The organism is Salmonella sp. 741265116_PST (assembly GCF_046567715.1).
Taxonomy (GTDB): Bacteria; Pseudomonadota; Gammaproteobacteria; order Enterobacterales; family Enterobacteriaceae; genus Salmonella; species Salmonella enterica.
The window spans coordinates 1-25965 of record NZ_JBKFPH010000029.1 but is presented as its reverse complement, the minus strand read 5'-3'; the positions used below and the strand labels follow the sequence as shown (position 1 = coordinate 25965).

Here is a 25965-nt window from a genome sequence, read left to right as displayed (position 1 = left end):
CGATGCTGGAAGACTTACGCGCGAATAGCTGGAGCTTACGCCCCTGTTGCATGGTGCTGGCCTACCGTATCGCTCATTTTTGTTCCGTCTGGCGCAAAAAGAATGTGCTGAATAATCTGTGGGCCGCGCCGGTGCTGGTGCTGTATCGCGTGATCACGGAATGCCTGTTCGGGTATGAAATCCAGGCCGCCGCGACCATTGGTCGGCGGTTCACTATCCATCATGGTTACGCGGTAGTGATTAACAAACATGTCGTCGCCGGCGACGATTTTACCATTCGCCACGGCGTCACCATTGGCAATCGCGGCGCGGACAGCCTGGCTTGTCCGGTGATTGGTCACGGCGTTGAGCTGGGAGCGAATGTCATCCTGCTTGGCGATATTACTATCGGTAATCACGTCACGATTGGCGCGGGTAGCGTGGTGCTTGACAGTATTCCGGACCATGCGCTGGTGGTGGGGGAAAAAGCACGGGTAAAGGTCAGCACATGAATATTCTGCAATTTAATGTACGGCTGGCGGAAGGCGGCGCGGCGGGAGTGGCGTTGGATCTCCATCTGCGGGCATTGCAAAAAGGGCTGACGTCACGTTTTGTCTATGGTTATGGCAAAGGCGGAAAAAAAAGCGTCAGCCACCACCGTTATCCGCAGGTGATAAAACAGACGCCGCGCGGCACGGCAATCGCTAATATCGCGCTGTTTCGTTTCCTGAATCGCGATCTGTTTGGCAATCTCGACAATCTTTACCGCACGGTTATCCAGACATCCGGCCCGCTGGTGCTGCATTTTCATGTTCTCCACAGTTACTGGCTAAACCTGGCGGACATCGTGACGTTTTGCGAAAAAGTCAAAGCGCAAAAACCAGACGTCACGTTGGTCTGGACGCTGCACGATCACTGGAGCGTCACCGGGCGTTGCGCCTTCACCGACGGTTGCGAGGGCTGGAAAAGCGGCTGCCAAAAATGCCCGACCCTAAGCAATTATCCGCCGGTCAGGGTGGATCGGGCGCACCAGCTTATTGACGGCAAACGTCAGCGCTTTCGTGACATGCTGCGGCTGGGCTGCCAGTTTATTTCGCCGAGCCAGCACGTGGCCGAGGCCTTTAACAGCGTTTATGGCGCGGGGCGCTGCCAGATTATTAACAACGGTATCGATCTGGCGACTGAGGCGATTCTCGCGCAGCTATCACCTGTGCCGCTGAATCCGGGAAAACCGCGAATTGCCATTGTGGCGCATGACTTGCGTTATGACGGCAAAACTGACCAGCGTCTGGTACACGACATGATGGCGCTGGGCGAAAAAATTGAACTGCATACCTTCGGTAAATTTTCGCCTTTTACTGGCCAAAACGTTGTTAATCACGGTTTTGAAACCGATAAGCGCAAATTAATGAGCGCGCTCAATGAGATGGATGCGCTGGTCTTTAGCTCGCGGGTCGATAACTATCCGCTGATCTTGTGTGAAGCGCTCTCGATCGGCGTACCGGTGCTCGCTACCCACAGCGAGGCGGCGCAGGAGGTGCTGGCGAAATCCGGCGGCCAGACTTTTGCCGCTACAGATGTACTGCGCCTGGCGCAGCGGCGTAAGCCAGAGATTGCTCAGGCGGTATTCGGCTCAACGCTGGACGCCTTTCGTATGCGTAGCCGCGTCGCGTACAGCGGTCAACAGATGCTGGAGGAGTATGTCTCGTTCTATCAGAATCTGTAGCTATCTGCTGCTGCCGCTGATCTACCTACTGGTCAATGTCAAGATTGCCCAACTGGGGGAAAGCTTTCCCATTACCATCGTCACTTTTTTACCGCTGTTGCTGCTGTTATTTGTGGAACGCATTAGCGTAAAAAAATTGATGATCGCCTTAGGCATCGGCGCAGGGCTTACGGCATTTAACTTCCTGTTCGGCCAGTCGCTGAATGCCGGTAAATATGTCACGTCCACGATGCTGTTTGTCTATATTGTGGTCATTATCGGGATGGTCTGGAGTATCCGATTCAAAACCATTTCCGCGCATAACCACCGAAAGATTTTGCGTTTTTTTTATCTGGTGGTGGGTATAGTGGTCGCGCTCGCCGCGGTTGAGATGGCGCAAATTATCCTTACCGGCGGCAGCAGTATTATGGAAGGAATTTCGAAATATCTCATTTACAGTAATAGCTACGTACTGAACTTCATAAAATTTGGCGGTAAGCGTACCACTGCGCTGTATTTTGAACCGGCATTTTTCGCTTTGGCACTAATCTCAATTTGGCTGAGCATCAAACAGTTTGGTATCAAAACACCGAAAAGCGATGCTATGATTCTGGCAGGGATAATATTATCAGGATCATTTTCAGGGGTAATGACCTTTATCCTGTTTTATCTTCTGGAGTGGGCGTTCCAATATTTGAATAAGGATGCGATAAAGAAAAAACTTCCACTGGCGCTGGTCTCATTAACCCTGTTTTTGGTTGGGGTAATTATTGCATTTCCTTATATCGCGACACGACTTGGCGATTTAGGGACGGAAGGCTCATCTTCTTATTATCGTATTGTGGGCCCCTTAGTCATGGTCGGATATTCCTTGACCCATATTGATGGTGTAGTCAGATTTGGCTCACTTTATGAATATGTCGCATCATTCGGAATCTTTAACGGTGCGGATGTCGGGAAAACCATAGACAATGGATTGTATCTGCTGATTATTTATTTTTCCTGGTTCGCAGTGCTAATGACGCTGTGGTATATGGGGAAAGTTTTAAAAATGGCGCTAAATGCGTTTGGCGATAATCGTAATTTTCGGGTGCAGCTCTATCTTTTTACGCCGGTGTCGCTGTTTTTTACCGGTTCAATATTTAGCCCGGAATATGCTTTTTTAATCGTCTGTCCGTTCATTTTGCGCAAGGCGTTAAAAATTTCATAACGGGGTGGTGGCATGTTTTTAAGCGTCGTTACCGTCGCCTTTCGCAATTACGAAGGGGTGGTAAAAACCTGGCGCTCGCTGCGCAATCTGGCACGCGATCCGGGTCTGTCATTTGAATGGATCGTAGTGGACGGCGGTTCGGAGGACGGCACGCGCGAATTTCTGCAAAAACGTCACGGTGAGTTTAACCTGCGTTTTATCAGTGAAAAGGATCGCGGTATTTATGATGCCATGAACAAAGGCATTGCGCTGGCGCAGGGGCGCTATACCCTGTTTCTTAATTCCGGTGATGCGTTCCATGATGATGCCGCGCTGTTTGTCCGCCAACTGGCGCGGCAAAAGGGCGAGGCGATGTATATTGGCGACGCGCTGCTGGATTTCGGCGGCGGGCATAAAATACGCCGGAAGGCTAAACCCGGGTATTATATCTACCATAGTTTGCCAGCCAGCCATCAGGCAATATTTTTCCCGACGGCAGCGTTAAAAAAGTATCCTTATGATCTGCAATATCATGTCTCTTCAGATTATGCGCTGGCGGCCCGTCTCTATAAAGCAGGCTATCCTTTTCGGCGAATTAACGTACTGGTATCTGAATTTTCGATGGGCGGCGTGTCAACCTCGAATAATCTGGAATTATGTCAGGATGCAAAAAATGTACAGCGAAAAATATTACGTGTGCCAGGGTTTTGGGCGCAATTATCCTATTTATTACGTCTGAAAACGACGGGTAAAACAAAAGCGCGGTATAACAAAGTCTAATCACCGGGAGTTATTATGCAGGATCTTAGCGGCTTTACGGTGCCGAAGGGGTTCCGCGGCGCTAATGCGCTAAAAGTACAATTATGGTGGGCGGTACAGGCGACATTATTCGCCGGGTCGCCGCAAATATTGTATCGCTGGCGAGCCTTTTTGCTGCGTCTGTTTGGCGCCAAAATTGGAAAGAATGTGGTTATTCGACCGTCAGTAAAAATTACCTATCCATGGAAATTAACCGTCGGCGATTATGCCTGGGTAGGCGACGACGCGGTGTTATATACGTTGGGTGAAATTAATATTGGCGCACATGCGGTTATTTCACAAAAAGGGTATTTGTGTACCGGTAGCCATGATTATACCAGCGCCCATTTCGATATTAACGCCGCGCCGATTGTTATTGGCGAAAAATGTTGGCTGGCAACCGATGTTTTTGTCGCGCCCGGCGTGACGATAGGTCATGGCACCGTCGTCGGCGCGCGCAGCAGCGTATTTAAATCATTACCGGCAAATGCGATTTGTCGGGGCAATCCCGCAGTGCTAACGCGCCAGCGCGTTCAGAAAGTTACTCCCTAACGGGACTATTTGAGGAAATGAAAATGTCAAAAGTCGCTCTCATTACTGGCGTAACCGGACAGGATGGGTCTTACCTGGCAGAATTTCTGCTGGAAAAAGGGTATGAGGTGCATGGTATCAAGCGCCGCGCGTCATCGTTTAATACCGAGCGCGTGGACCATATTTATCAGGATCCGCACAGCTGCAACCCGAAATTTCATCTGCATTATGGCGACCTGACCGACGCCTCCAACCTGACCCGCATTTTACAGGAAGTGCAGCCGGATGAGGTCTACAACCTGGGCGCAATGAGCCACGTGGCGGTGTCGTTTGAGTCGCCGGAATATACCGCCGATGTGGATGCGATGGGCACGCTGCGCCTGCTGGAGGCGATTCGCTTCCTCGGTCTTGAAAAGAAAACGCGGTTCTACCAGGCCTCCACCTCTGAACTGTACGGTCTGGTGCAGGAAATTCCGCAGAAAGAGACCACGCCGTTCTACCCGCGTTCCCCCTATGCTGTGGCGAAACTGTACGCCTACTGGATCACCGTCAACTACCGTGAATCCTACGGCATTTACGCCTGTAACGGCATTCTGTTTAACCACGAGTCCCCGCGTCGTGGCGAAACCTTCGTCACCCGTAAGATCACCCGCGCCATCGCCAATATCGCCCAGGGACTGGAGTCCTGCCTGTATCTCGGCAACATGGATTCGCTGCGCGACTGGGGCCATGCGAAAGATTACGTACGGATGCAGTGGATGATGTTACAGCAGGAGCAGCCGGAAGATTTCGTGATTGCCACCGGCGTGCAGTATTCCGTACGCCAGTTTGTGGAGCTGGCGGCGGCGCAACTGGGGATAAAACTGCGCTTTGAAGGCGAAGGCATTAATGAGAAAGGGATCGTGGTATCCGTTACCGGACACGATGCGCCGGGCGTGAAACCGGGGGATGTGATTGTGGCCGTTGATCCGCGTTATTTCCGTCCGGCGGAAGTGGAAACCCTGCTGGGCGACCCGTCCAAAGCGCATGAGAAACTGGGCTGGAAACCGGAAATCACCCTGTCGGAGATGGTCTCCGAGATGGTGGCGAACGATCTGGAGGCCGCGAAAAAACACTCACTGCTGAAATCTCACGGTTACGAGGTGGCCATCGCGCTGGAGTCCTGAGAATGAACAAGCAACGAATTTTTGTGGCGGGCCATCGCGGGATGGTGGGTTCCGCCATTGTACGGCAGCTTGCGCAGCGCGGCGACGTGGAACTGGTACTTCGCACCCGCGATGAGCTGGATCTGCTCGACGGGCGTGCGGTACAGGCGTTCTTTGCCGGGGCGGGTATCGACCAGGTTTATCTGGCGGCGGCGAAAGTGGGCGGCATTGTCGCCAACAACACGTATCCGGCGGATTTTATCTATGAAAACATGATGATAGAGAGCAACATTATTCACGCCGCGCACCTGCACAACGTGAACAAACTGCTGTTTCTCGGTTCGTCCTGTATCTATCCGAAACTGGCAAGGCAGCCGATGGCGGAAAGCGAGCTGCTGCAGGGAACGCTGGAGCCGACTAACGAGCCGTATGCCATCGCCAAGATCGCCGGGATTAAACTGTGCGAGTCCTACAACCGCCAGTACGGTCGCGACTACCGTTCGGTGATGCCGACCAACCTGTACGGCCCGCATGACAATTTCCATCCGGACAATTCACATGTGATCCCGGCGCTGCTGCGCCGCTTTCATGAGGCCGCGCAGAGCCACGCGCCGGAGGTGGTAGTGTGGGGCAGCGGCACGCCGATGCGCGAATTTCTGCACGTTGACGATATGGCGGCGGCCAGTATTCACGTGATGGAGCTGGCGCGCGAAGTGTGGCAGGAGAACACCGCCCCGATGCTGTCGCACATTAACGTCGGCACCGGCGTGGACTGCACCATCCGCGAGCTGGCGCAGACTATCGCAAAGGTGGTGGGTTACCAGGGCCGGGTGGTGTTCGACGCCGCGAAGCCGGACGGCACGCCGCGTAAATTGCTCGACGTCACGCGCCTGCATCAGCTTGGCTGGTATCACGAAATTTCACTGGAGGCAGGGCTTGCCGGTACTTACCAGTGGTTCCTTGAGAATCAGCAACGGTTCCGGGGGTGACAATGTTTTTACGTCAGGAAGATTTCGCCGCCGTGGTGCGGGCGACGCCCCTCATCTCCCTCGATTTCATCGTGGAAAACGGCCAGGGGGAAATTTTACTGGGCCAGCGTCTCAACCGTCCGGCGCAGGGCTACTGGTTTGTGCCGGGGGGGCGGGTGTGCAAAGACGAAACGCTGGAGGCCGCCTTTGCACGGCTGACGCAGGCGGAACTGGGCGTGCGTCTGCCGCTGGCGGCAGGGACGTTTTATGGCGTCTGGCAGCACTTCTATGACGACAACTTTTCCGGTGAGGATTTTTCAACTCACTACATCGTGCTCGGCTTTCGTCTGCACGTGGCAGAGAGCGATTTACGCCTGCCTGACGCGCAACATGGCAGTTACCGCTGGCTGTCGCCGGAAAAGCTTCTGGCAAGCGATAATGTTCATGAGAACAGTCGGGCCTACTTCTTTCCTGACGCGCCGGCGGTGGGCCTATGAAGATCCTGGTCTATGGCATTAACTATTCGCCGGAACTGACCGGTATCGGCAAATATACCGGCGAAATGGTGGCGTGGATGGCGCGGGAAGGCCATGAGGTGCGGGTCATTACTGCGCCGCCGTACTACCCGCAGTGGAAGGTCGGCGAGCGCTATTCCGCCTGGCGCTATCGCCGGGAAGAGGGCGAGGCTACCGTCTGGCGCTGCCCGCTGTATGTGCCGAAACAGCCCTCCACCTTAAAACGGTTGCTTCATCTGGGGAGCTTTGCATTGAGCAGTTTTTTCCCACTGATGGCGCAGCGTCGCTGGAAGCCGGATCGGATTATCGGCGTTGTACCGACGCTCTTTTGTACGCCGGGAATGCGTCTGCTGGCGACACTCTCCGGCGCGCGTACCGTACTGCATATTCAGGATTACGAAGTGGATGCCATGCTCGGCTTAGGAATGGCGGGAAAAGGTAAGCGCGGCAGCGTAGCGCGGTTAGCAACGGCCTTTGAACGTAGCGCGCTGCGTAGCGTTGATAATGTTTCGACCATCTCTCGCTCCATGATGAATAAAGCGCGGGAAAAGGGCGTCGCGGCGGAAAAAATCCTCTTTTTTCCGAACTGGTCGGAAGTGGCGCGCTTTCAGGACGTTAATGACGCTGACGTGACGGCTTTGCGTCAGCAGCTTGGCTTGCCAGAGGGTAAAAAAATCGTGCTCTATTCCGGCAATATCGGCGAAAAGCAAGGGCTGGAAAAGGTGATAGACGCCGCGGAACGATTACGCGATCGACCGCTGATTTTCGCGATTGTCGGCCAGGGGGGCGGCAAGGCGCGGCTGGAGAACATGGCCCGCGAACGCGGCCTGCCAAATATTAAATTCCTCCCGCTGCAGCCTTACGACGCCTTACCCGCGCTGCTGAAAATGGGCGACTGCCATCTGGTGGTGCAAAAGCGCGGCGCGGCGGATGCGGTACTGCCCTCCAAGCTGACTAACATTCTGGCGGTCGGCGGTAATGCGGTGATTACCGCTGAGCCGCACACCGAATTAGGACAACTTTGCGCGCGCTATCCGGGCATCGCCGTTTGCGTGGAACCGGAGTCGACCGACGCGCTGGTTAACGGGATTAGCCAGGCGCTCGCCATGCCGAAAAACAACACGACGGCACGTGAATACGCCGAACGCACGCTCAATAAAGAGAACGTGCTACGCCAATTTATTGCAGATATTCGGGGATGATAATGCGTCAGACAAAACTTTACCCGGTTGTGATGGCCGGTGGCTCCGGTAGCCGATTGTGGCCGCTTTCTCGCGTGCTTTATCCAAAACAGTTTCTGTGCCTGAAAGGCGATCTCACCATGCTGCAAACCACCATTTGCCGTCTGAACGGCGTGGAGTGCGAAAGCCCGGTGGTTATCTGCAACGAACAGCACCGTTTTATCGTTGCCGAACAACTCCGCCAGCTCAATAAGCTGACGGAGAACATTATTCTTGAGCCCGCCGGGCGCAATACCGCGCCGGCGATTGCGCTGGCGGCGCTGGCGGCGACGCGCCAGCATACGGACTGCGATCCGCTGATGCTGGTACTGGCGGCGGATCATGCGATCGCCAATGAAGAGGCCTTCCGCGACGCGGTGCGCGACGCCATGCCCTATGCCGACGCGGGCAAACTGGTGACCTTCGGTATCGTGCCGGATCTGCCGGAAACCGGCTATGGCTATATCCGGCGCGGTGATGTCGTGCCGGGCGCGACGGATGCGGTGGCTTTTGAGGTGGCGCAGTTCGTTGAGAAGCCGGGGCTGGAAACCGCCCAGGCCTACGTCGCCAGCGGCGATTACTACTGGAACAGCGGCATGTTTCTGTTCCGCGCCGGACGCTATCTGGAAGAGCTGAAAAAGTTCCGCCCCGATATTCTGGCCGCCTGTGAACAGGCGATGCGCGGCGTCGATCCGGATCTTGACTTCATTCGCGTGGATGAAGAGGCCTTCCTCGCCTGTCCGGAAGAGTCCATTGACTACGCGGTGATGGAGCGGACGGCGGACGCGGTGGTGATGCCAATGGACGCGGGCTGGAGCGATGTCGGCTCGTGGTCCTCGCTGTGGGAAATCAGCGCCCACACCCCGGAGGGAAACGTCCACCACGGCGACGTCATCAGCCATAAAACGGAAAACAGCTACGTTTACGCCGAATCCGGCCTGGTGACCACCGTCGGCGTGAAGGATCTGGTGGTGGTGCAGACCAAAGACGCCGTGCTGATTGCCGATCGCCACGCGGTGCAGGACGTGAAAAAGGTGGTGGAGAAGATCAAGGCCGACGGACGCCATGAGCACCACATGCACCGCGAGGTTTACCGTCCGTGGGGCAAATACGACTCCATCGACGCGGGCGAGCGCTATCAGGTGAAGCGTATTACCGTCAAGCCGGGGGAAGGACTGTCGGTGCAGATGCACCATCACCGCGCCGAGCACTGGGTGGTGGTGGCGGGGACCGCCAGAGTCACCATCAACGGCGAGGTTAAGCTGCTCGGTGAAAACGAGTCCATCTATATTCCGCTGGGGGCGACCCACTGCCTGGAAAATCCGGGAAAAATACCGCTCGATTTAATTGAAGTGCGTTCCGGCTCGTATCTCGAAGAGGACGACGTGGTGCGGTTCGAGGACCGTTACGGGCGGGTCTGACGCCTGCAATTATGCCCGGTAAGCGCAACGCGCCATCCGGCAATGAACAACAATAACGATGTTGGCCATTTACGGTCAGGGCTAACTGTTGCCTGAAGAAGGGTAAGAACATGACAAAATTAACCTGTTTCAAGGCCTACGACATTCGCGGCAGGCTGGGCGAAGAGCTCAATGAAGATATCGCGTGGCGGATTGGCCGCGCCTGCGGCGAATATTTAAAACCGAAAACCATCGTGCTGGGCGGCGACGTGCGCCTGACCAGCGAGGCGCTGAAGCTGGCGCTGGCGAAAGGGTTACAGGACGCGGGCGTTGACGTGCTGGATATCGGTATGTCCGGCACCGAAGAGATTTACTTCGCCACCTTCCACCTCGGCGTGGACGGCGGTATTGAAGTGACCGCCAGCCATAATCCGATGGACTACAACGGTATGAAGCTGGTGCGCGAGGGCGCCCGCCCGATAAGCGGCGACACCGGTCTGCGCGACGTTCAGCGTCTGGCGGAAGCGGGCGATTTCCCGCCGGTGAACGAGGCCGCGCGCGGCAGCTACAGACAAATCAGCCTGCGCGACGCCTACATCGACCACCTGCTGGGCTATATCAGTGTTAACAATCTCACCCCGCTGAAGCTGGTGGTGAATTCCGGCAACGGCGCGGCGGGGCCGGTCATTGACGCCATCGAAGCGCGCCTGAAGGCGCTGGGCGCGCCGGTGGAGTTCATCAAAATCCACAACACCCCGGACGGCACCTTCCCGAACGGCATTCCCAACCCGTTGCTGCCGGAGTGTCGCGACGACACCCGCAAGGCCGTTATTGAACACGGGGCGGACATGGGCATCGCCTTTGACGGCGACTTCGACCGCTGCTTCCTGTTCGATGAGAAAGGGCAGTTTATCGAGGGGTACTACATCGTCGGGCTGCTGGCGGAAGCGTTTCTGGAAAAACACCCGGGGGCGAAGATTATCCACGACCCGCGCCTGACCTGGAACACGGAGGCAGTGGTGACGGCGGCGGGCGGGACGCCGGTGATGTCAAAAACCGGGCACGCCTTTATCAAGGAGCGGATGCGTACGGAGGATGCCATTTATGGCGGGGAAATGAGCGCGCATCACTATTTCCGTGATTTTGCCTACTGCGACAGCGGGATGATCCCGTGGTTGCTGGTGGCGGAGCTGGTGTGCCTGAAGGGGCAGTCGCTGGGTGAACTGGTCCGCGACCGGATGGCGGCGTTCCCGGCGAGCGGGGAAATCAACAGCAGGCTGGCGGAGCCGGCGGCGGCCATCGCGCGGGTGGAAGCGCACTTCGCGGAAGAGGCGCAGGCGGTGGACCGCACGGACGGCCTCAGCATGTCGTTCACCGACTGGCGTTTCAACCTGCGCTCGTCAAACACCGAACCGGTGGTGCGCCTGAATGTGGAATCACGCGGCGATATTCCGCTGATGGAAGCGCGAATACGCACTCTGCTGGCGCTGCTGAATCAGTAACGTCAGATCTCCCCTTACCGCCTGCGGGTAAGGGGCCAATCACAGGAACAACGATGACAAATCTAAAAAAGCGCGAACGAGCCAAAACCAATGCATCGTTAATCTCTATGGTGCAACGCTTTTCAGATATCACCATCATGTTTGGCGGGCTGTGGTTCATCTGTGAAGTCAGTGGACTGCCATTCCTGTACATGCACCTGTTGGTGGCGCTGATTACGCTGGTTGTTTTTCAAATGCTGGGCGGGATGACCGATTTTTATCGCTCCTGGCGCGGCGTCAAAATGTCGACAGAGTTAACGCTGTTACTGCAAAACTGGACGCTGAGCCTGATCTTCAGCGCCGGTCTGGTGGCGTTTAATGATGACTTTGACAACCGCCTCGCCACCTGGCTGGCCTGGTATGCGCTGTCCAGCCTGGGCTTAGTGTTATGCCGTTCATTTATTCGTTTCGGCGCGGGCTGGCTACGCAATCGTGGTTATAACACTCGCCGGGTCGCCGTCGCCGGAGATTTGCCTGCGGGCCAGGCGTTGCTGGATAGCTTCCGTAATGAGCCGTGGCTGGGTTTTGAGGTGGTGGGCGTCTATCACGATCCCAAACCGGGCGGCGTCTCTGCTGACTGGGCCGGGAACTTCGAGCAGTTAATTGACGATGCGAAAGCCTCGCGAATTCACAATGTTTATATCGCCATGTCAATGAGCGACGGCGCCATGGTGAAAAAATTGGTGCGCGAGCTGGCCGACACCACCTGCTCGGTGATCCTTATTCCCGATGTGTTCACCTTTAATATTCTCCACTCGCGCGTGGAGGAGATGAGCGGCGTTCCGGTCGTTCCGCTGTATGACACGCCGCTATCAGGGATTAACCGTCTGCTTAAACGGGCAGAAGATATCGTGCTGGCGTCGCTGATTCTGCTGCTCATCTCACCGGTACTGTGCTGCATTGCGCTGGCGGTCAAATTGAGCTCGCCCGGGCCGGTGATTTTCCGTCAGACGCGCTACGGGATGGACGGCAAGCCGATCAAGGTCTGGAAGTTCCGCTCAATGAAGGTGATGGAAAACGATAAGGTCGTTACCCAGGCGACACAAAACGATCCACGCGTCACCCGGGTAGGTAACTTTTTGCGTCGTACCTCGCTGGATGAATTGCCGCAGTTTATCAATGTATTAACCGGCGGGATGTCCATCGTCGGTCCTCGCCCGCACGCGGTGGCGCATAACGAACAGTATCGTCAGTTGATTGAAGGTTACATGCTACGCCACAAGATGAAGCCGGGCATCACCGGCTGGGCGCAAATTAATGGCTGGCGCGGTGAGACCGATACGCTGGAGAAAATGGAAAAACGCGTGGAATTCGACCTGGAATACATCCGCGAATGGAGTATTTGGTTCGATATCAAAATCGTTTTTCTGACGATTTTTAAAGGGTTTGTTAATAAAGCGGCGTATTAAGAACCTGACCCACAAGGCTATTTTACTTGCCATATTGCACCAGGGCAGCGTGTACGCTCCGGTTTTTCCGCGCTGCCCCTGTTCAATCTGGCTGCGCCAATGATGCCTTGTGAACAGGTTCTGGAGAAAAGAATGAGTTTACGACAAAAAACGATCAGTGGCGCTAAATGGTCGGCTATCGCCACGATAGTGATTATCGGTCTGGGGTTAATTCAGATGACGGTGCTGGCGCGGATCATCGACAACCACCAGTTTGGCCTGTTGACCGTCTCGCTGGTGATTATCGCGCTGGCCGACACGATCTCGGACTTTGGCATCGCGAACTCGATTATCCAGCGTAAAACGATTGGGCATCTGGAGCTGACCACGCTCTACTGGCTAAACGTTGGGCTTGGGATTGTGGTATTTGCGGTGGTCTTTTGGCTGAGCGATGCGATTGCCCATGTTTTGCATAACCCGGATCTCGCGCCGTTAATCAAAACGTTGTCGCTGGCGTTTATCGTGATCCCTCACGGGCAGCAGTTCCGCGCGCTGATGCAAAAAGAGCTGGAGTTCAATAAGATCGGCATGATCGAAACGACCTCCGTGCTGGCGGGGTTCACCTTTACGGTGATTAGCGCCCATTACTGGCCGCTGGCGTTAACCGCGATTCTCGGCTATCTGGTGAACAGTGCGGTGCGAACGCTGCTGTTTGGTTACTTCGGCCGCAAGATTTACCGTCCGGGGCTGCATTTTTCGCTGGCATCGGTGTCCACGAACCTGCGTTTTGGCGCGTGGCTGACGGCGGACAGTATCGTCAATTACATCAACACGAATTTATCGACGCTGGTACTGGCGAGAATTCTCGGCGCAAGCGTCGCCGGGGGATATAACCTCGCGTACAACGTGGCGGTTGTGCCGCCAGCGAAGCTTAACCCCATCATTACTCGCGTGCTATTTCCGGCATTCGCCAAAATCCAGGACGATACCGAGAAGCTGCGCGTCAACTTCTATAAGTTGCTTTCCGTGGTGGGAATTATCAATTTTCCCGCGCTGTTGGGCCTGATGGTAGTGGCGAACAATTTTGTGCCGTTAGTGTTTGGCGAGAAGTGGAACAGCATTATCCCGATCCTGCAATTGCTGTGCGTGGTGGGGCTGCTGCGCTCGGTCGGCAACCCGATTGGTTCGCTGCTGATGGCGAAAGCGCGCGTGGATATCAGCTTTAAGTTCAACGTCTTTAAAACGTTTCTGTTTATCCCGGCAATTCTCATTGGCGGCCATCTGGCGGGGGCGATTGGCGTGACGCTGGGGTTCCTGGTGGTGCAAATCATCAACACCATTCTGAGCTATTTCGTGATGATTAAGCCGGTACTCGGCTCCAGCTATCGTCAGTATATTCTCAGCCTGTGGCTACCGTTTTATCTCTCATTGCCAACATTTATTACCAGCTACGGCGCAGGAAAGTTGGTCGACGGCTATTTACCGTTGTCAGGGGTATTCGCACTACAGGTTATGGTCGGTATTTTGAGTTTTATTTTAATGATTATTTTTTCACGCAATGCGCTGGTGATGGAAATAAAAAATCAGCTTGTTGGTAGTGCAAAACTGAAAAAGTTATTACGTGTCGGATGACGGGGATATAAGAGGCTATTTATGAAATTATTAATTTTAGGCAACCACACATGCGGCAACCGTGGTGATAGCGCCATTATGCGCGGTTTGCTTGATGCCATCCGTCAACAGGCGCCAGAGGCGGAGATGGATGTGATGAGCCGTTTCCCGGTGAGTTCCGCCTGGTTGCAGGGGCGCCCGATTATTGCCGACCCGCTGTATCAGTTAAGCCAGAAACAGCAGGCGGCGGCAGGGCTTAACGGTCGGGTGAAAAAAGTATTACGTCGTCGTTTTCAGCATAAAATTTTATTGTCTAAAGTCGCCCAGGAAGGATCGCTGCGTAATTTTGCTATCGCGCCGGAATTTGCCGAATTCGCACAATTTATTGCGCAGTATGACGCCGTCATTCAGGTGGGCGGTTCAAACTATGTCGACTTATACGGTTTGACTCACTTTGAATATCCGCTGTGCGCGTTTATGGCGAACAAACCAATTTATATGGTGGGACATAGCGTCGGCCCTTTCCAGAATCCTGACTTTAACCAGCTCGCCAATTATGTTTTTGGACGCACCAGTGCGCTGATCCTGCGTGAAACCGTCAGCCGCGATCTGATGACCGCCGCGCAGATCGATACCCGGAAAGTGGAGCAGGGGGTGGATACTGCCTGGTTAGTCGAACGCCGTCACGACGAGTTTGTTGCCAGTTATGCTGTGCAGCACTGGCTGGACGTCACCGCGCGCCGCAAAACCGTCGCGATTACGTTGCGCGATCTGGAGCCGTTTGATAAACGCCTGGGCACCACTCAGCAGGCCTATGAGCAGGCATTTGCCCAGGTCGTGAATCGCCTGATTGCGGACGGTTATCAGGTACTGGCGCTGTCGACCTGCACCAGTATTGATCGCTATAACCGCGATGACCGGATGGTTGCGTTACGGATGGCGAAGTATGTAAACGACTCAGAGCATTTCCATATCGCGATGGACGAACTCAATGACGTGGAAATCGGAAAGATCCTCGCATCCTGCGTACTGACCATCGGGACGCGCCTGCATTCCGCCATTATCTCCATGAATTTTGGCACGCCCGCCATCGCCATTAATTATGAGCATAAATCCGCCGGGATTATGCAGCAGCTAGGCCTGGCGGAATTGGCTATCGATATCCGTCACTTGCTGAACGGTTCATTACAAAGCGTGGTGGCCGATACGCTCAGTCAATTGCCTGCGCTAAAGGCAAAAGTGGCTAACACCGTTACCGAGGAGCGAGCGAAAGGGTTCACGATGATCAAATCCGTTCTCGACAGAATTCGGGAGGAACAATGAAAGTCAGCTTTTTTCTGCTGAAATTTCCACTCTCATCGGAAACCTTTGTGCTGAATCAGATTACTGCGTTTATTGATATGGGCCATGAGGTGGAGATTGTCGCGTTACAAAAAGGCGATACCCAACATACTCACGCCGCCTGGGAGAAGTATGGCCTGGCGGCGAAAACCCGCTGGTTACAGGATGAGCCCCAGGGACGGCTGGCGAAACTGCGCTACCGGGCATGTAAAACGCTGCCGGGGCTGCATCGGGCGGCGACCTGGAAAGCGCTCAATTTTACCCGCTATGGCGATGAATCACGCAATTTGATCCTTTCCGCGATTTGCGCGCAGGTGGGCCAGCCTTTTGTGGCGGATGTGTTCATCGCACACTTTGGTCCGGCGGGCGTGACGGCGGCCAAACTACGCGAACTGGGCGTGCTTCGCGGCAAAATCGTGACTATTTTCCACGGGATTGATATCTCCAGCCGCGAAGTGCTCAGTCATTACACGCCGGAGTATCAGCAGTTGTTTCGTCGTGGCGATCTGATGCTGCCCATCAGCGATCTGTGGGCCGGTCGTCTGAAAAGTATGGGCTGCCCGCCGGAAAAGATTGCCGTTTCGCGCATGGGCGTCGACATGACGCGTTTTACCCATCGTCCGGTGAAAGCGCCAGGGATGCCGCTGGAGATGATTTCCGTCGCGCGCCTGACCGAGAAAAAAGGCCTGCATGTGGCGATTGAAGCCTGTCGGCAACTGAAAGCGCAGGGCGTGGCGTTTCGCTACCGCATTCTGGGGATTGGCCCGTGGGAACGTCGGCTGCGCACGCTCATTGAGCAGTATCAGCTAGACGATGTCATTGAGATGCCGGGGTTTAAACCGAGCCATGAAGTGAAGGCGATGCTGGATGACGCCGATGTTTTTTTGCTGCCGTCGATTACCGGTACGGATGGCGATATGGAAGGTATTCCGGTGGCGCTGATGGAGGCAATGGCGGTAGGGATTCCCGTGGTGTCTACCGTGCATAGCGGTATTCCGGAACTGGTGGAGGCCGGCAAATCCGGCTGGCTGGTGCCGGAAAACGATGCGCAGGCGCTGGCGGCCCGACTCGCTGAGTTCAGCCGGATTGACCACGACACGCTGGAGTCGGTGATCACGCGCGCCCGTGAAAAAGTGGCGCAAGATTTTAACCAGCAGGTGATTAATCGCCAGTTAGCCAGCCTGCTACAAACGATATAAACGAGGTGGTATGCCCACGACTAAATTCTCCCGACGTATCCTCCTGACGGCAGGTTCCGCGCTTGCTGTTCTCCCTTTTCTACGCGCCTTGCCGCTACAGGCGCGTGAACCTCGCCAGACCGTCGATATTAAGGATTATCCGGCGGATGACGGTATCGCCTCGTTCAAACAGGCCTTCGGCGACGGGCAGACCGTGGTCGTACCGCCAGGATGGGTGTGTGAAAATATCAATGCGGCGATAACGATTCCGGCGGGAAAAACGCTGCGGGTACAGGGCGCGGTGCGTGGGAATGGCCGGGGACGGTTTATTTTGCAGGACGGGTGTCAGGTGGTGGGGGAGCAGGGCGGCAGTCTGCACAATGTGACGCTGGATGTTCGCGGGTCGGACTGTGTGATTAAAGGCGTGACGATGAGCGGCTTTGGCCCCGTCGCGCAAATTTTCATCGGCGGTAAGGAACCGCAGGTGATGCGTAATCTCATTATCGATGACATCACCGTTACCCACGCCAACTACGCCATTCTCCGCCAGGGATTTCATAACCAAATGGACGGCGCGAGGATTACGCATAGCCGCTTTAGCGATTTACAGGGGGACGCCATTGAGTGGAATGTCGCGATTCACGACCGCGACATCCTGATTTCCGATCATGTCATCGAACGCATTGATTGTACCAATGGCAAAATCAACTGGGGAATCGGCATCGGGCTGGCGGGTAGCACCTATGACAATAGTTATCCTGAAGACCAGGCAGTAAAAAACTTTGTGGTGGCCAATATTACCGGATCTGATTGCCGCCAGCTGGTACACGTAGAAAATGGCAAACATTTCATCATTCGCAATGTCAAAGCCAAAAACATCACGCCCGATTTCAGTAAAAAGGCGGGTATTGATAACGCAACGATCGCAATTTATGGCTGTGATAATTTCGTCATTGATAATATTGATATGACGAATAGTGCTGGGATGCTCATCGGCTATGGCGTCGTTAAAGGAAAATACCTGTCAATTCCGCAAAACTTTAAATTAAACGCCATTCGGTTGGATAATCGTCAGGTTGCTTATAAATTACGCGGCATTCAAATCTCCTCCGGTAACTCCCCCTCTTTTGTCGCCATCACCAACGTACGGATGACGCGTGCTACGCTGGAACTGCATAATCAACCGCAGCACCTGTTTCTGCGTAATATCAACGTGATGCAAACCTCAGCGATTGGCCCGGCGTTAAAAATACACTTCGATTTGCGTAAAGATGTCCGCGGGCAATTTATGGCCCGCCAGGACACGCTGCTTTCCCTCGCTAATGTTCATGCCATCAATGAAAACGGGCAGAGTTCCGTGGACATCGACAGGATTAATCACCAAATCGTGAATGTTGAAGCAGTGAATTTTCCGCTGCCGAAGCGGGGAGGGTAAACGCCGCTATTTTTACGAAAATTCCTGGGAAAAAGTTGTTCATACTTAATGTTATGGTACCGACTAAGACGTAATGCAGGGCGTGCCATCATTATCCTGGCAGCAGAGTAATTCATGCTGGCGAAAACAAGCTAAAGAGCTATAATTCAGCAACCATTTTACAGGTGGATGAAACAATGATGAATTTGAAAGCAGTTATACCGGTAGCGGGGTTGGGTATGCACATGTTGCCTGCCACCAAGGCAATCCCAAAAGAGATGCTACCGATCGTCGACAAACCGATGATTCAGTACATTGTCGATGAGATTGTGGCTGCAGGGATCAAAGAAATCGTGCTGGTGACTCACGCGTCTAAAAACGCCGTTGAGAACCACTTCGACACCTCTTATGAACTTGAATCACTTCTTGAGCAGCGCGTTAAGCGCCAGCTTCTGGCGGAAGTGCAATCTATCTGCCCACCGGGCGTGACTATCATGAACGTTCGCCAGGCGCAGCCGTTAGGGCTGGGGCACTCTATTCTGTGCGCGCGTCCGGTCGTGGGCGATAACCCTTTCATTGTGGTACTCCCGGATATTATTATTGATGATGCTACCGCCGATCCGCTGCGCTATAACCTTGCGGCGATGGTGGCGCGTTTCAATGAAACGGGTCGCAGCCAGGTGCTGGCGAAGCGCATGAAAGGTGATTTATCGGAGTATTCCGTTATCCAGACGAAAGAACCTCTGGATAATGAAGGCAAAGTCAGCCGGATTGTGGAGTTTATCGAAAAACCGGATCAGCCGCAGACGCTGGATTCCGATTTGATGGCGGTAGGCCGTTATGTGCTTTCAGCCGACATCTGGGCGGAACTGGAAAGAACCGAACCGGGCGCCTGGGGCCGTATCCAGCTCACCGATGCCATTGCTGAGCTGGCGAAAAAACAGTCGGTTGACGCGATGCTAATGACGGGCGATAGCTATGACTGCGGTAAAAAAATGGGCTACATGCAGGCATTTGTGAAGTACGGGCTCCGTAACCTGAAAGAAGGGACGAAGTTCCGTAAGAGCATAGAGCAGCTTTTGCATGAATAAGTATTAACAACCGTGATAAATGGTTGGTGATAAACATAATAACGGCAGTGAACATTCGAAGCGGCAAGTCGGCTGAAACGAGTGTTGACTGCCGTTTTAGTTTTGTATAAAGGGCTTAAGTAACAAGGGGTTATCTGGAGCATTTTAATGCTGATTTTATAAGATTTATCCTTGTTTCTAACGGCAATTGATAAGACAATTGGCGTTTAAGTTTTAGTGAGCTTTGCCCTGTATGGGCGAGGTTTGTAACAAGTCGATATGTACGCAGTGCACTGGTAGCTGATGAGCCAGGGGCGGTAGCGTGGTACACTTTACACACATGAAAAGAATTGAAAAAGTTTTTGGGCCCGTTTATAGAAATATATCATGGCTTATATTTGAAAAACTAATTACGCTCAGCTTAGTTTTCTATTCAGAAGGAATTATTACGAGAGCGCTTTCTGTTGAGCAATACGGTCAATGGATATATGCTTTGAATTTAGTTACACTTATATCTTCAGTTGCCTTAATAGCTGGAGCAGAGATCACTATTCCTGCGCTTTCACGAAATAAGAAGATTATAAGTGAAATTATTACATCTGCGTTTGTGATTAGGATGCTATTAGCAATGGTTGCTTATGCATTAGTTAATATATATACTTATTTTTTTATTAGTGATCCATTTCTCAAAAAAATTACCTATATAGTTGCTATCATAATTATATTTAACGAACCATTTTCGATAATAATAAACTATTATCAGTCTATAGTTAATATCAAATCGATTGCGTTCGTTAGAATGTTATCGCTATTAGGGCGTGTTGTATTTATCATTTTTTGGGTTAACTTGCTATCATCTGATATGATTGCATGGTCGAGGGTAATTGAATTTATACTGCTTACATGTTTTTTGATATTTTTATGGTATAAAAAATCTTTTATTTTTCGCATAGATCTACAGGTTTTGAAGAAAATATTTCTCCGAGGATTATACTTTTGGCCGTCATTAATATTAATGTATGTATATTTACGGCTTGATAGATTTTATGTAGAGAAATATTTTTCATTTGAGGTACTTGCGATATATGGGATTGCAATCCAATTGATGGAGCAAGCTTTTATGCTAATAAGAATGGTATTGCAATCTATTGCACCGATTTATATTTATAAAAAACTCCCGAGAGATGAAATTATAAGGAATTTAGTGTATTTGATGTTTTGCCTTGTAATAATGAGTATAATTATTGCGTTATTAGGGCAATTATTGTTACCTAAAATAGTTATTTTTATCTTTGGTAGTGGTTATAGTAATGCTGCTTTATTAACTGTGAAAATGTTGCCAGCTTTAATATTTTTTTGTATAGATAATGTATTAATGCAATATTTATTTAGAGAAAGAACAAGTAAACTTCTTTTTATTAAATGGGCAGGAGGAGTGATTATTTTAACTATAATATATTATTTGTTTTTTGATATTTTTCATAGTAAAAATCTATACTTTGTATATAATATAAATTATTTTTTGATGTCATTAATTACCTTTTTTCTTTTTATGAGGAAAATTAGAAGTGTCTGATATTAGTCATATAATTATTTTTACTCCAACATACAACCGCGCCCATACTCTAACTCGTTGCTATGAAAGTATAGTTAACCAAAATTATAAAAAATTAACGTGGCTCGTTATCGATGATGGTTCTACTGATAATACTAGAACCTTAATTGAGAAATTTATTTGTCAAGATCAAATAAAAATAGTGTACCACTATCAGAAAAATGCAGGAAAACAAGGGGCATGGAATAAAGCTGTAAGCTTAGCACAAGAGTACGATGCCTTCTTGTGCTTAGATTCTGATGATATTCTTCTTGAAAATTGTATATCACATGTGTCTTCATATTTTTATCTCCTTAAAGAAAGTGACGTTATTGGGCTCAGATGCTTAGCAATTCGACAATCTACAAATAGACCTGATAGTCTGTATAATTTAGAGCGAATTGAAAAAAAATCATGGTACGATGAATTATTTAGCAGACAGCTTGGAGAAAGATCTGATATATTTGACCCTAAAAAATTAATTAATTATTTATATCCAGTAGATGAAACGATAAAATTTGTTCCTGAAATATGGTTTTATGCAGCAAGCGCCCCGTTATATAAATATATATATATCCCAGTACCATTGACTAAGTTTTATGATAAACATTGCCATCTTAGATTAAGTAAGGTAAGTTTTTCTCAGCATATACATGGGCATAAGAAGGCTCGTGAAATAATATTACGTACAGTTCCTTTAAAAGTAGTTTATAAAAACCCTGTTTTTTACTTAAAGAATTTAATACGGTACCTTCAATGTTTATATTATATTTTCATAAGAAATAAATAAGATATTAATATGATAATAAATAATATATTATTAATGACATTATTAGCTGTATGTACTATAGACCTACCTTCCTTTGTAGTAGTTTATGGCTTGCAATTGTATATTCTGCCATGTATTGTACTAATGTGTCTAATAAGAGGTGGAGTGTTTCCATTAAAATTTTTTTTCGTAGCATCTTTTCTATCATTAATAATAATTATTATTACCGTAATTCAGGAGACTTATACTCCTTATCCTGATTTACTATGGAGTTATACTGCCAGATTAATTTATTGGATTATGGTTTTTACGCTGCTTATTCCATTTATACAAAAAATACCACTGATAGTTTTAATAAAAATAATAAGAAGATGGATATTGTTATATTCTACATTTTTATTTATACAGTTTATAGCATTTTATCTATTTCATATTATAGTTGATTACTCATTAATTATTGGTGGTCAGGAATCAAGAATACTAAACGAAGTAGGTTTAAGAGCTTCCGGCTTGACTGCTGAACCCTCAATTTATTCCGGGATAATGATTTCACTATTGATACTATTGTATCTCATGACTGGGAAAAATAATACAATAACATACATAGGGTTAATAAGTATATTATGTACTTTATCTACTTTAGGAATTTTTTTGGTCATTATTTATTTGGCTATAACAAATTTATATCGAATTAAAATTTCTAGAATAGTCTTTTTTGTATCCCTTTCAATTGCAATTATTTTTATTTTATGGGATTTTCTTTTAAAAAGAATAGAACTTTTTCTGCAGGGCGGGGATGTTAGTAATAATATAAAAATTATGGTCATTGATAATCTGTTTAATAATGAGTCTTTATTTTTGCTTGGATATGGGTTGGTTGGTTATAGTGATAAAGCTCCCCCATATTATCAGGCTCTTTATGACCTAACTTTATTTGGGAATTTATGTGTTATCTTTGGTATTCCTATTGGTCTTATGTTATCTATAACTGTTTTTTTATTTGTATTGAATATGAGGATTTCTTTCGAGAAGAAAATACTGATAATTCTTTCTTTTATAAAAATCACTATCCCAAACTATATATTTTTTTATTTTTTCTTGGTTTTACTATATGTCATAACTAATAAAATATCGGTAAGATATCACAATAGAAGAGAAGTATGAAGACGATTTGTTTTTTTATAAATGATTTAAGTAACTCAGGCGGTACAGAGCGTATTACTTCAATAGCCGCAAATAACCTAAGCCTGAAGGGCTATAAGGTTTTTATTCTCACAATAAAAGACTGCATATCACCTTTTTTTAAAATTAATAATTCTGTTGAAGTTGTTAACATTTCTTCCAAAAATAATGTTGCAAGTAAAAAAATATCTATAATTAAAAATTTAAGAAGAATAATTAAACAGAATAGAATAGATGTACTTATTAATGTCGATGCTATACTAACACTTTACTCTATTCCATCTTTATTTGGTATCAAATGTATAAATATTTGTTGGGAGCAATTTAATATAAAAGCAAACTTGGGTCTTAAAAGTAGAGATGTAAGTAGATTATTAGCAATGCTCTGTTGCGAAAAATGTATTGTGCTTACTCGAGGGGATAAAAAAGCTTGGCTTAGAAAAAAAATCTGTAATAGTAGTAAAATTAAAGTAATATATAATCCATCTAGCTATCCTATTTTAGATAATGAAAAAAAACGAAATGAGCAAATAGTCCTTGCTGTTGGGCGATTGACAAAGCAAAAAGGTTTTGATCTATTACTGAGAGCGTGGGGAGGGATAACTAAAAAAGAAGGATGGCGCTTAAAAATAGTCGGCGGGGGAGAAGAACTGAACAGCTTAAAAGAATTAGCTGAACAGTTAAATATACATGATTCGGTCATTTTCGAATCACCAACTTCAGACATTGTGTCACACTACAAAAATGCTGATATTTTTTGCTTATCCTCACGTTTTGAAGGTATTGGCTTAGTTTTATTGGAGGCACAATCTTTTGGATTACCCTCACTTTCTTTTAATTGCTATTATGGTCCTGCTGAAATATTAAATAATAATAATGGATATTTGATTCCATGTTTTGATATAGCTCAGTACTCTGAAAAGTTAAGTAAATTAATGCAGGATAGTAACCTTCGAACAAAAATGTCATGTAATGCTAAAGCCCAAGCTAAATTATTTACTGTAGAGAGATTTACAGATAGTTGGTTATGCGTACTGGATGAGGTTTTACTATGAATATTATTCACGTTATTCCAAAGGCTAAAGTTGGTGGTGTCGAAACTGCAGTTTTTAGTTCATTTCATGATATTTTGAATCATGGTTATTGCTTTCGTATAGTTTCTATAGAAAAGGATGATGTCAATTATTATAAAGAAAACATAGATATTACGAGTCTAAATTCATCATTTTTTAATCCGTTGGGTTTCTTACGATTCCTAAAATTTATGAAAGATAATAAACCTGATTTAGTTGTTTTTTCACTATGGAAAAGTGCATTATTTGGTCTTGTATGGCAGTTGTTTTACAATAAACGAGATGAAGTTAAAACTGCTTTTATAATTCACAATACAAAATTTTCTCATATTCTTGATAAAATAATAACAAAAATAGCTGTTAAAAAGTTTGATGCTATCTATTTTGATTCACATGAAACAAAGCAACTTTTTGAAAAAAAAGAAAATATAAAAGGTGAGGTTCTAAGTTTCATAACATCAAAAATCACTCCTAAACAATTTAGTTTAGATATTAGAAATATTAATATGGTTTATATTGGGAGGATCCATAAATCTAAAAATCTAAAAGATAGTATTAGATTTGTAAAAAAACTAAATGAGTTAGGTGTTTGTGCTAATTTTGATATATATGGGCCAGATGAAGGAGAACTAGCTAATATAACATCTACAATCGAGTCATTTGGTTTATCCTCAAAAGTAAAGTATAAAGGTGTTCTGAAATATAATGAGGTTGATGACGTTTTAAAAAAATACGACATTTATTTGCAGCTAAGTTTATATGAAGGTATGGCTATGTCAGTAGTAACAGCACTTCAAGCTGGCCTTATAGCATTGGTTTCCGCTGTAGGTGAAATTCCAAACTATATAGAAGATGGGGTTAACGGAGTGCTTTTTGATATTTCTTGCTTGGATGATGATATTTATATAGAAAAAATAGCGAGTGATTTCCAGCGATTAATCAATGAAAATAAATTGATAAAAATGCATGAGATCGCTAAATTAACATTCTCTAATAAAACATTATACTCAGAAGACTATATTAATAAAATTGTAAAGCAAGCATAATTATTTTAATTTGAATGAAATAATATATATGAAAATAGTACATGTACAGTTGCTTCCGCTGTTAAGTGGTGTCCAAAGAGTTACACTTAATGAAGTGGAAAATGATATAGATAATGAACATATTATTATATGCTCTTCTGAAGGGCCATTAACACAAAAGTTAAAAGAACTACACATTCAATATTTTTGCGTTAGAGAATTATGTCGAGAGATCTCAATTATTAATGATTTAAAAGCGATTAAGAAAATTTATCAAATATTAAGAATGACTAATGCTGATGTAGTGCATACTCACTCATCAAAAACTGGAGTGATAGGAAGAATAGCCGCTAAGATTGCAGGAATAAAAAGAGTTATTCATACAGTTCATGGGTTTTCTTTTCCTTCAGCAAAATCTAAAAGGGCTTATCTTTTATATTACATCTTAGAGTATATTGTAAAATATTTTACGGATGCTTTAATTGTATTAAACGAGAAAGATAGAAGGATTGCTTGTCAAAAACTACATTACGCACCTAAGAATGTTTATTTGATACCCAACGGAGTAGATGTCAGTAAATTTACTCCAGATGAGTTACGTCATAAATATAGTCCGAAATTATTAAAGGTAATTATGGTCGGGCGTTTATGGGTGCAAAAAGATCCATCCACTTTATTAAAAGCTGTAATTGACTTATTGGAGAGAAATATTAACATTGAGCTTTCCTTTGTGGGGGATGGTGAGCTCCGTTCAGTACTAATATTACAGGCTGAGAAGTATACAAATAAAATAAAGTTTCTTGGATGGAGAGATGACATAGAAAATATTCTTCCTGAGTATGATGTTTTTGTTTTACCATCTTTATGGGAAGGAATGCCATTGGCAATTCTTGAAGCCATGAGCTGTGGTTTAGCATGCGTAGTAACGAATATACCAGGTAATAATGATTTAATAAAAGATAAGCATAATGGTTATTTATTTGACTGCGGAGATGCAAAGAGATTGTCAGAACTCTTAGAGTATTATTATAATAACAGAAATGTTCTTGTTGAACATTCTAATCTAAATAGACAAATAGTACTTGATAAGTATACTCTTCTAAAACGAAATTCTTTAATAAAGAATGTATATACCCGTGATCATTGAAGATGCTTGATTTTTCGGCAACAGGAGATCATGCTGCTCACCATGAAAATATTCATCACTGACCAACAAAAAGCTGAACTTGAGCGCCTTCACGATTCCAGTCGTGACGGGCGAGTCAGCAGGGCAAGATCATCAAAAGTATGTTTTTTGTACTAATAAATTCGCATTTTCTGTCTAAAAAT

23 protein-coding genes are annotated in these 25965 nt (G+C 48.0%); all 23 read left to right on the top strand.

What is annotated here, in order from left to right; genetic code table 11:
* Positions 1 to 2: 2 nt before the first annotated feature.
* The 23 genes from wcaB to ACLD11_RS17590 all read left to right on the top strand — a co-directional run bounded on the left by wcaB (position 3) and on the right by ACLD11_RS17590 (position 25783).
* Positions 3 to 491: a colanic acid biosynthesis acetyltransferase WcaB gene (wcaB, locus tag ACLD11_RS17700; RefSeq protein ID WP_000888724.1), complete on the top strand. Its 489-nt coding sequence runs from the start codon at positions 3 to 5 to the stop codon at positions 489 to 491.
* Complete coding sequence (wcaC, locus tag ACLD11_RS17695; protein WP_411015193.1) at positions 488 to 1705, top strand: colanic acid biosynthesis glycosyltransferase WcaC; 1218 nt, start codon at positions 488 to 490, stop codon at positions 1703 to 1705. The genes wcaB and wcaC overlap by 4 nt, the downstream gene beginning before the upstream one ends.
* On the top strand, positions 1680 to 2894 hold the full coding sequence (gene wcaD, locus ACLD11_RS17690; protein ID WP_000091392.1) for a colanic acid polymerase WcaD: 1215 nt from the start codon (positions 1680 to 1682) through the stop codon (positions 2892 to 2894). Before wcaC ends, wcaD begins: the two co-directional genes overlap by 26 nt.
* A gap of 12 nt (positions 2895 to 2906) precedes the next feature.
* Positions 2907 to 3653: a colanic acid biosynthesis glycosyltransferase WcaE gene (wcaE, locus tag ACLD11_RS17685; RefSeq protein WP_411015192.1), complete on the top strand. Its 747-nt coding sequence runs from the start codon at positions 2907 to 2909 to the stop codon at positions 3651 to 3653.
* Positions 3654 to 3668: 15 nt separating this feature from the next.
* Positions 3669 to 4223, top strand: coding sequence for a colanic acid biosynthesis acetyltransferase WcaF (gene wcaF / locus ACLD11_RS17680; protein ID WP_411015191.1), 555 nt, complete (start codon positions 3669 to 3671; stop codon positions 4221 to 4223).
* A gap of 23 nt (positions 4224 to 4246) precedes the next feature.
* Positions 4247 to 5368, top strand: a complete 1122-nt coding sequence (gene gmd, locus ACLD11_RS17675) for a GDP-mannose 4,6-dehydratase (RefSeq protein ID WP_000048160.1) — start codon at positions 4247 to 4249, stop codon at positions 5366 to 5368.
* Positions 5369 to 5370: 2 nt separating this feature from the next.
* Complete coding sequence (locus ACLD11_RS17670; protein ID WP_001041701.1) at positions 5371 to 6336, top strand: GDP-L-fucose synthase family protein; 966 nt, start codon at positions 5371 to 5373, stop codon at positions 6334 to 6336.
* Positions 6337 to 6338: 2 nt separating this feature from the next.
* Entirely contained in the window at positions 6339 to 6812 is a 474-nt protein-coding gene (locus tag ACLD11_RS17665) for a GDP-mannose mannosyl hydrolase (RefSeq protein WP_411015190.1), read from the top strand.
* The gene (wcaI, locus tag ACLD11_RS17660; protein WP_023252071.1) at positions 6809 to 8032 is read left to right on the top strand and encodes a colanic acid biosynthesis fucosyltransferase WcaI; all 1224 of its coding nucleotides are present in this window, start codon (positions 6809 to 6811) and stop codon (positions 8030 to 8032) included. Before ACLD11_RS17665 ends, wcaI begins: the two co-directional genes overlap by 4 nt.
* Positions 8029 to 9471 (top strand): mannose-1-phosphate guanyltransferase, encoded by a 1443-nt coding sequence (cpsB, locus tag ACLD11_RS17655; RefSeq protein WP_000605943.1) that lies wholly within the window; start codon positions 8029 to 8031, stop codon positions 9469 to 9471. The genes wcaI and cpsB overlap by 4 nt, the downstream gene beginning before the upstream one ends.
* Positions 9472 to 9581: 110 nt before the next feature.
* Positions 9582 to 10952, top strand: coding sequence for a colanic acid biosynthesis phosphomannomutase CpsG (gene cpsG / locus ACLD11_RS17650; protein WP_411015189.1), 1371 nt, complete (start codon positions 9582 to 9584; stop codon positions 10950 to 10952).
* Positions 10953 to 11005: 53 nt separating this feature from the next.
* Entirely contained in the window at positions 11006 to 12400 is a 1395-nt protein-coding gene (gene wcaJ / locus ACLD11_RS17645) for an undecaprenyl-phosphate glucose phosphotransferase (protein WP_000183163.1), read from the top strand.
* Positions 12401 to 12532: 132 nt separating this feature from the next.
* On the top strand, positions 12533 to 14011 hold the full coding sequence (gene wzxC / locus ACLD11_RS17640; RefSeq protein ID WP_000058681.1) for a colanic acid undecaprenyl disphosphate flippase WzxC: 1479 nt from the start codon (positions 12533 to 12535) through the stop codon (positions 14009 to 14011).
* Between the two features lie 21 nt (positions 14012 to 14032).
* Positions 14033 to 15313, top strand: a complete 1281-nt coding sequence (gene wcaK / locus ACLD11_RS17635) for a colanic acid biosynthesis pyruvyl transferase WcaK (RefSeq protein ID WP_411015188.1) — start codon at positions 14033 to 14035, stop codon at positions 15311 to 15313.
* Complete coding sequence (wcaL, locus tag ACLD11_RS17630; RefSeq protein ID WP_411015187.1) at positions 15310 to 16530, top strand: colanic acid biosynthesis glycosyltransferase WcaL; 1221 nt, start codon at positions 15310 to 15312, stop codon at positions 16528 to 16530. The genes wcaK and wcaL overlap by 4 nt, the downstream gene beginning before the upstream one ends.
* A 10-nt stretch (positions 16531 to 16540) precedes the next feature.
* On the top strand, positions 16541 to 17944 hold the full coding sequence (gene wcaM, locus ACLD11_RS17625) for a colanic acid biosynthesis protein WcaM (RefSeq protein WP_411015186.1): 1404 nt from the start codon (positions 16541 to 16543) through the stop codon (positions 17942 to 17944).
* Positions 17945 to 18120: 176 nt separating this feature from the next.
* Entirely contained in the window at positions 18121 to 19014 is an 894-nt protein-coding gene (gene galF / locus ACLD11_RS17620; protein ID WP_109273138.1) for a GalU regulator GalF, read from the top strand.
* Positions 19015 to 19333: 319 nt separating this feature from the next.
* The gene (locus ACLD11_RS17615; RefSeq protein WP_411015185.1) at positions 19334 to 20569 is read left to right on the top strand and encodes an oligosaccharide flippase family protein; all 1236 of its coding nucleotides are present in this window, start codon (positions 19334 to 19336) and stop codon (positions 20567 to 20569) included.
* On the top strand, positions 20562 to 21377 hold the full coding sequence (locus ACLD11_RS17610) for a glycosyltransferase family A protein (protein WP_088523982.1): 816 nt from the start codon (positions 20562 to 20564) through the stop codon (positions 21375 to 21377). Before ACLD11_RS17615 ends, ACLD11_RS17610 begins: the two co-directional genes overlap by 8 nt.
* A 144-nt stretch (positions 21378 to 21521) precedes the next feature.
* Entirely contained in the window at positions 21522 to 22520 is a 999-nt protein-coding gene (locus ACLD11_RS17605; RefSeq protein ID WP_411015184.1) for a hypothetical protein, read from the top strand.
* On the top strand, positions 22517 to 23593 hold the full coding sequence (locus ACLD11_RS17600) for a glycosyltransferase family 4 protein (RefSeq protein WP_088523980.1): 1077 nt from the start codon (positions 22517 to 22519) through the stop codon (positions 23591 to 23593). Before ACLD11_RS17605 ends, ACLD11_RS17600 begins: the two co-directional genes overlap by 4 nt.
* Complete coding sequence (locus ACLD11_RS17595) at positions 23590 to 24657, top strand: glycosyltransferase family 4 protein (protein ID WP_411015183.1); 1068 nt, start codon at positions 23590 to 23592, stop codon at positions 24655 to 24657. The genes ACLD11_RS17600 and ACLD11_RS17595 overlap by 4 nt, the downstream gene beginning before the upstream one ends.
* A gap of 28 nt (positions 24658 to 24685) precedes the next feature.
* On the top strand, positions 24686 to 25783 hold the full coding sequence (locus tag ACLD11_RS17590; RefSeq protein ID WP_411015182.1) for a glycosyltransferase family 4 protein: 1098 nt from the start codon (positions 24686 to 24688) through the stop codon (positions 25781 to 25783).
* The last annotated feature ends 182 nt before the right edge of the window (positions 25784 to 25965 follow it).

Bases quoted from the DNA above. Each gene is read 5' to 3' on its own strand.
- wcaD (WP_000091392.1), top strand. From the start codon at position 1,680: ATGTCTCGTTCTATCAGAATCTGTAGCTATCTGCTGCTGCCGCTGATC.
- wcaL (WP_411015187.1), top strand. From the start codon at position 15,310: ATGAAAGTCAGCTTTTTTCTGCTGAAATTTCCACTCTCATCGGAAACC.
- wcaF (WP_411015191.1), top strand. From the start codon at position 3,669: ATGCAGGATCTTAGCGGCTTTACGGTGCCGAAGGGGTTCCGCGGCGCT.
- wzxC (WP_000058681.1), top strand. From the start codon at position 12,533: ATGAGTTTACGACAAAAAACGATCAGTGGCGCTAAATGGTCGGCTATC.
- ACLD11_RS17600 (WP_088523980.1), top strand. From the start codon at position 22,517: ATGAAGACGATTTGTTTTTTTATAAATGATTTAAGTAACTCAGGCGGT.
- cpsG (WP_411015189.1), top strand. From the start codon at position 9,582: ATGACAAAATTAACCTGTTTCAAGGCCTACGACATTCGCGGCAGGCTG.
- cpsB (WP_000605943.1), top strand. From the start codon at position 8,029: ATGATAATGCGTCAGACAAAACTTTACCCGGTTGTGATGGCCGGTGGC.
- wcaE (WP_411015192.1), top strand. From the start codon at position 2,907: ATGTTTTTAAGCGTCGTTACCGTCGCCTTTCGCAATTACGAAGGGGTG.
- wcaJ (WP_000183163.1), top strand. From the start codon at position 11,006: ATGACAAATCTAAAAAAGCGCGAACGAGCCAAAACCAATGCATCGTTA.
- ACLD11_RS17665 (WP_411015190.1), top strand. From the start codon at position 6,339: ATGTTTTTACGTCAGGAAGATTTCGCCGCCGTGGTGCGGGCGACGCCC.
- ACLD11_RS17670 (WP_001041701.1), top strand. From the start codon at position 5,371: ATGAACAAGCAACGAATTTTTGTGGCGGGCCATCGCGGGATGGTGGGT.
- wcaK (WP_411015188.1), top strand. From the start codon at position 14,033: ATGAAATTATTAATTTTAGGCAACCACACATGCGGCAACCGTGGTGAT.
- wcaM (WP_411015186.1), top strand. From the start codon at position 16,541: ATGCCCACGACTAAATTCTCCCGACGTATCCTCCTGACGGCAGGTTCC.
- ACLD11_RS17615 (WP_411015185.1), top strand. From the start codon at position 19,334: ATGAAAAGAATTGAAAAAGTTTTTGGGCCCGTTTATAGAAATATATCA.
- gmd (WP_000048160.1), top strand. From the start codon at position 4,247: ATGTCAAAAGTCGCTCTCATTACTGGCGTAACCGGACAGGATGGGTCT.
- ACLD11_RS17595 (WP_411015183.1), top strand. From the start codon at position 23,590: ATGAATATTATTCACGTTATTCCAAAGGCTAAAGTTGGTGGTGTCGAA.
- ACLD11_RS17590 (WP_411015182.1), top strand. From the start codon at position 24,686: ATGAAAATAGTACATGTACAGTTGCTTCCGCTGTTAAGTGGTGTCCAA.
- wcaB (WP_000888724.1), top strand. From the start codon at position 3: ATGCTGGAAGACTTACGCGCGAATAGCTGGAGCTTACGCCCCTGTTGC.
- wcaC (WP_411015193.1), top strand. From the start codon at position 488: ATGAATATTCTGCAATTTAATGTACGGCTGGCGGAAGGCGGCGCGGCG.
- galF (WP_109273138.1), top strand. From the start codon at position 18,121: ATGATGAATTTGAAAGCAGTTATACCGGTAGCGGGGTTGGGTATGCAC.
- wcaI (WP_023252071.1), top strand. From the start codon at position 6,809: ATGAAGATCCTGGTCTATGGCATTAACTATTCGCCGGAACTGACCGGT.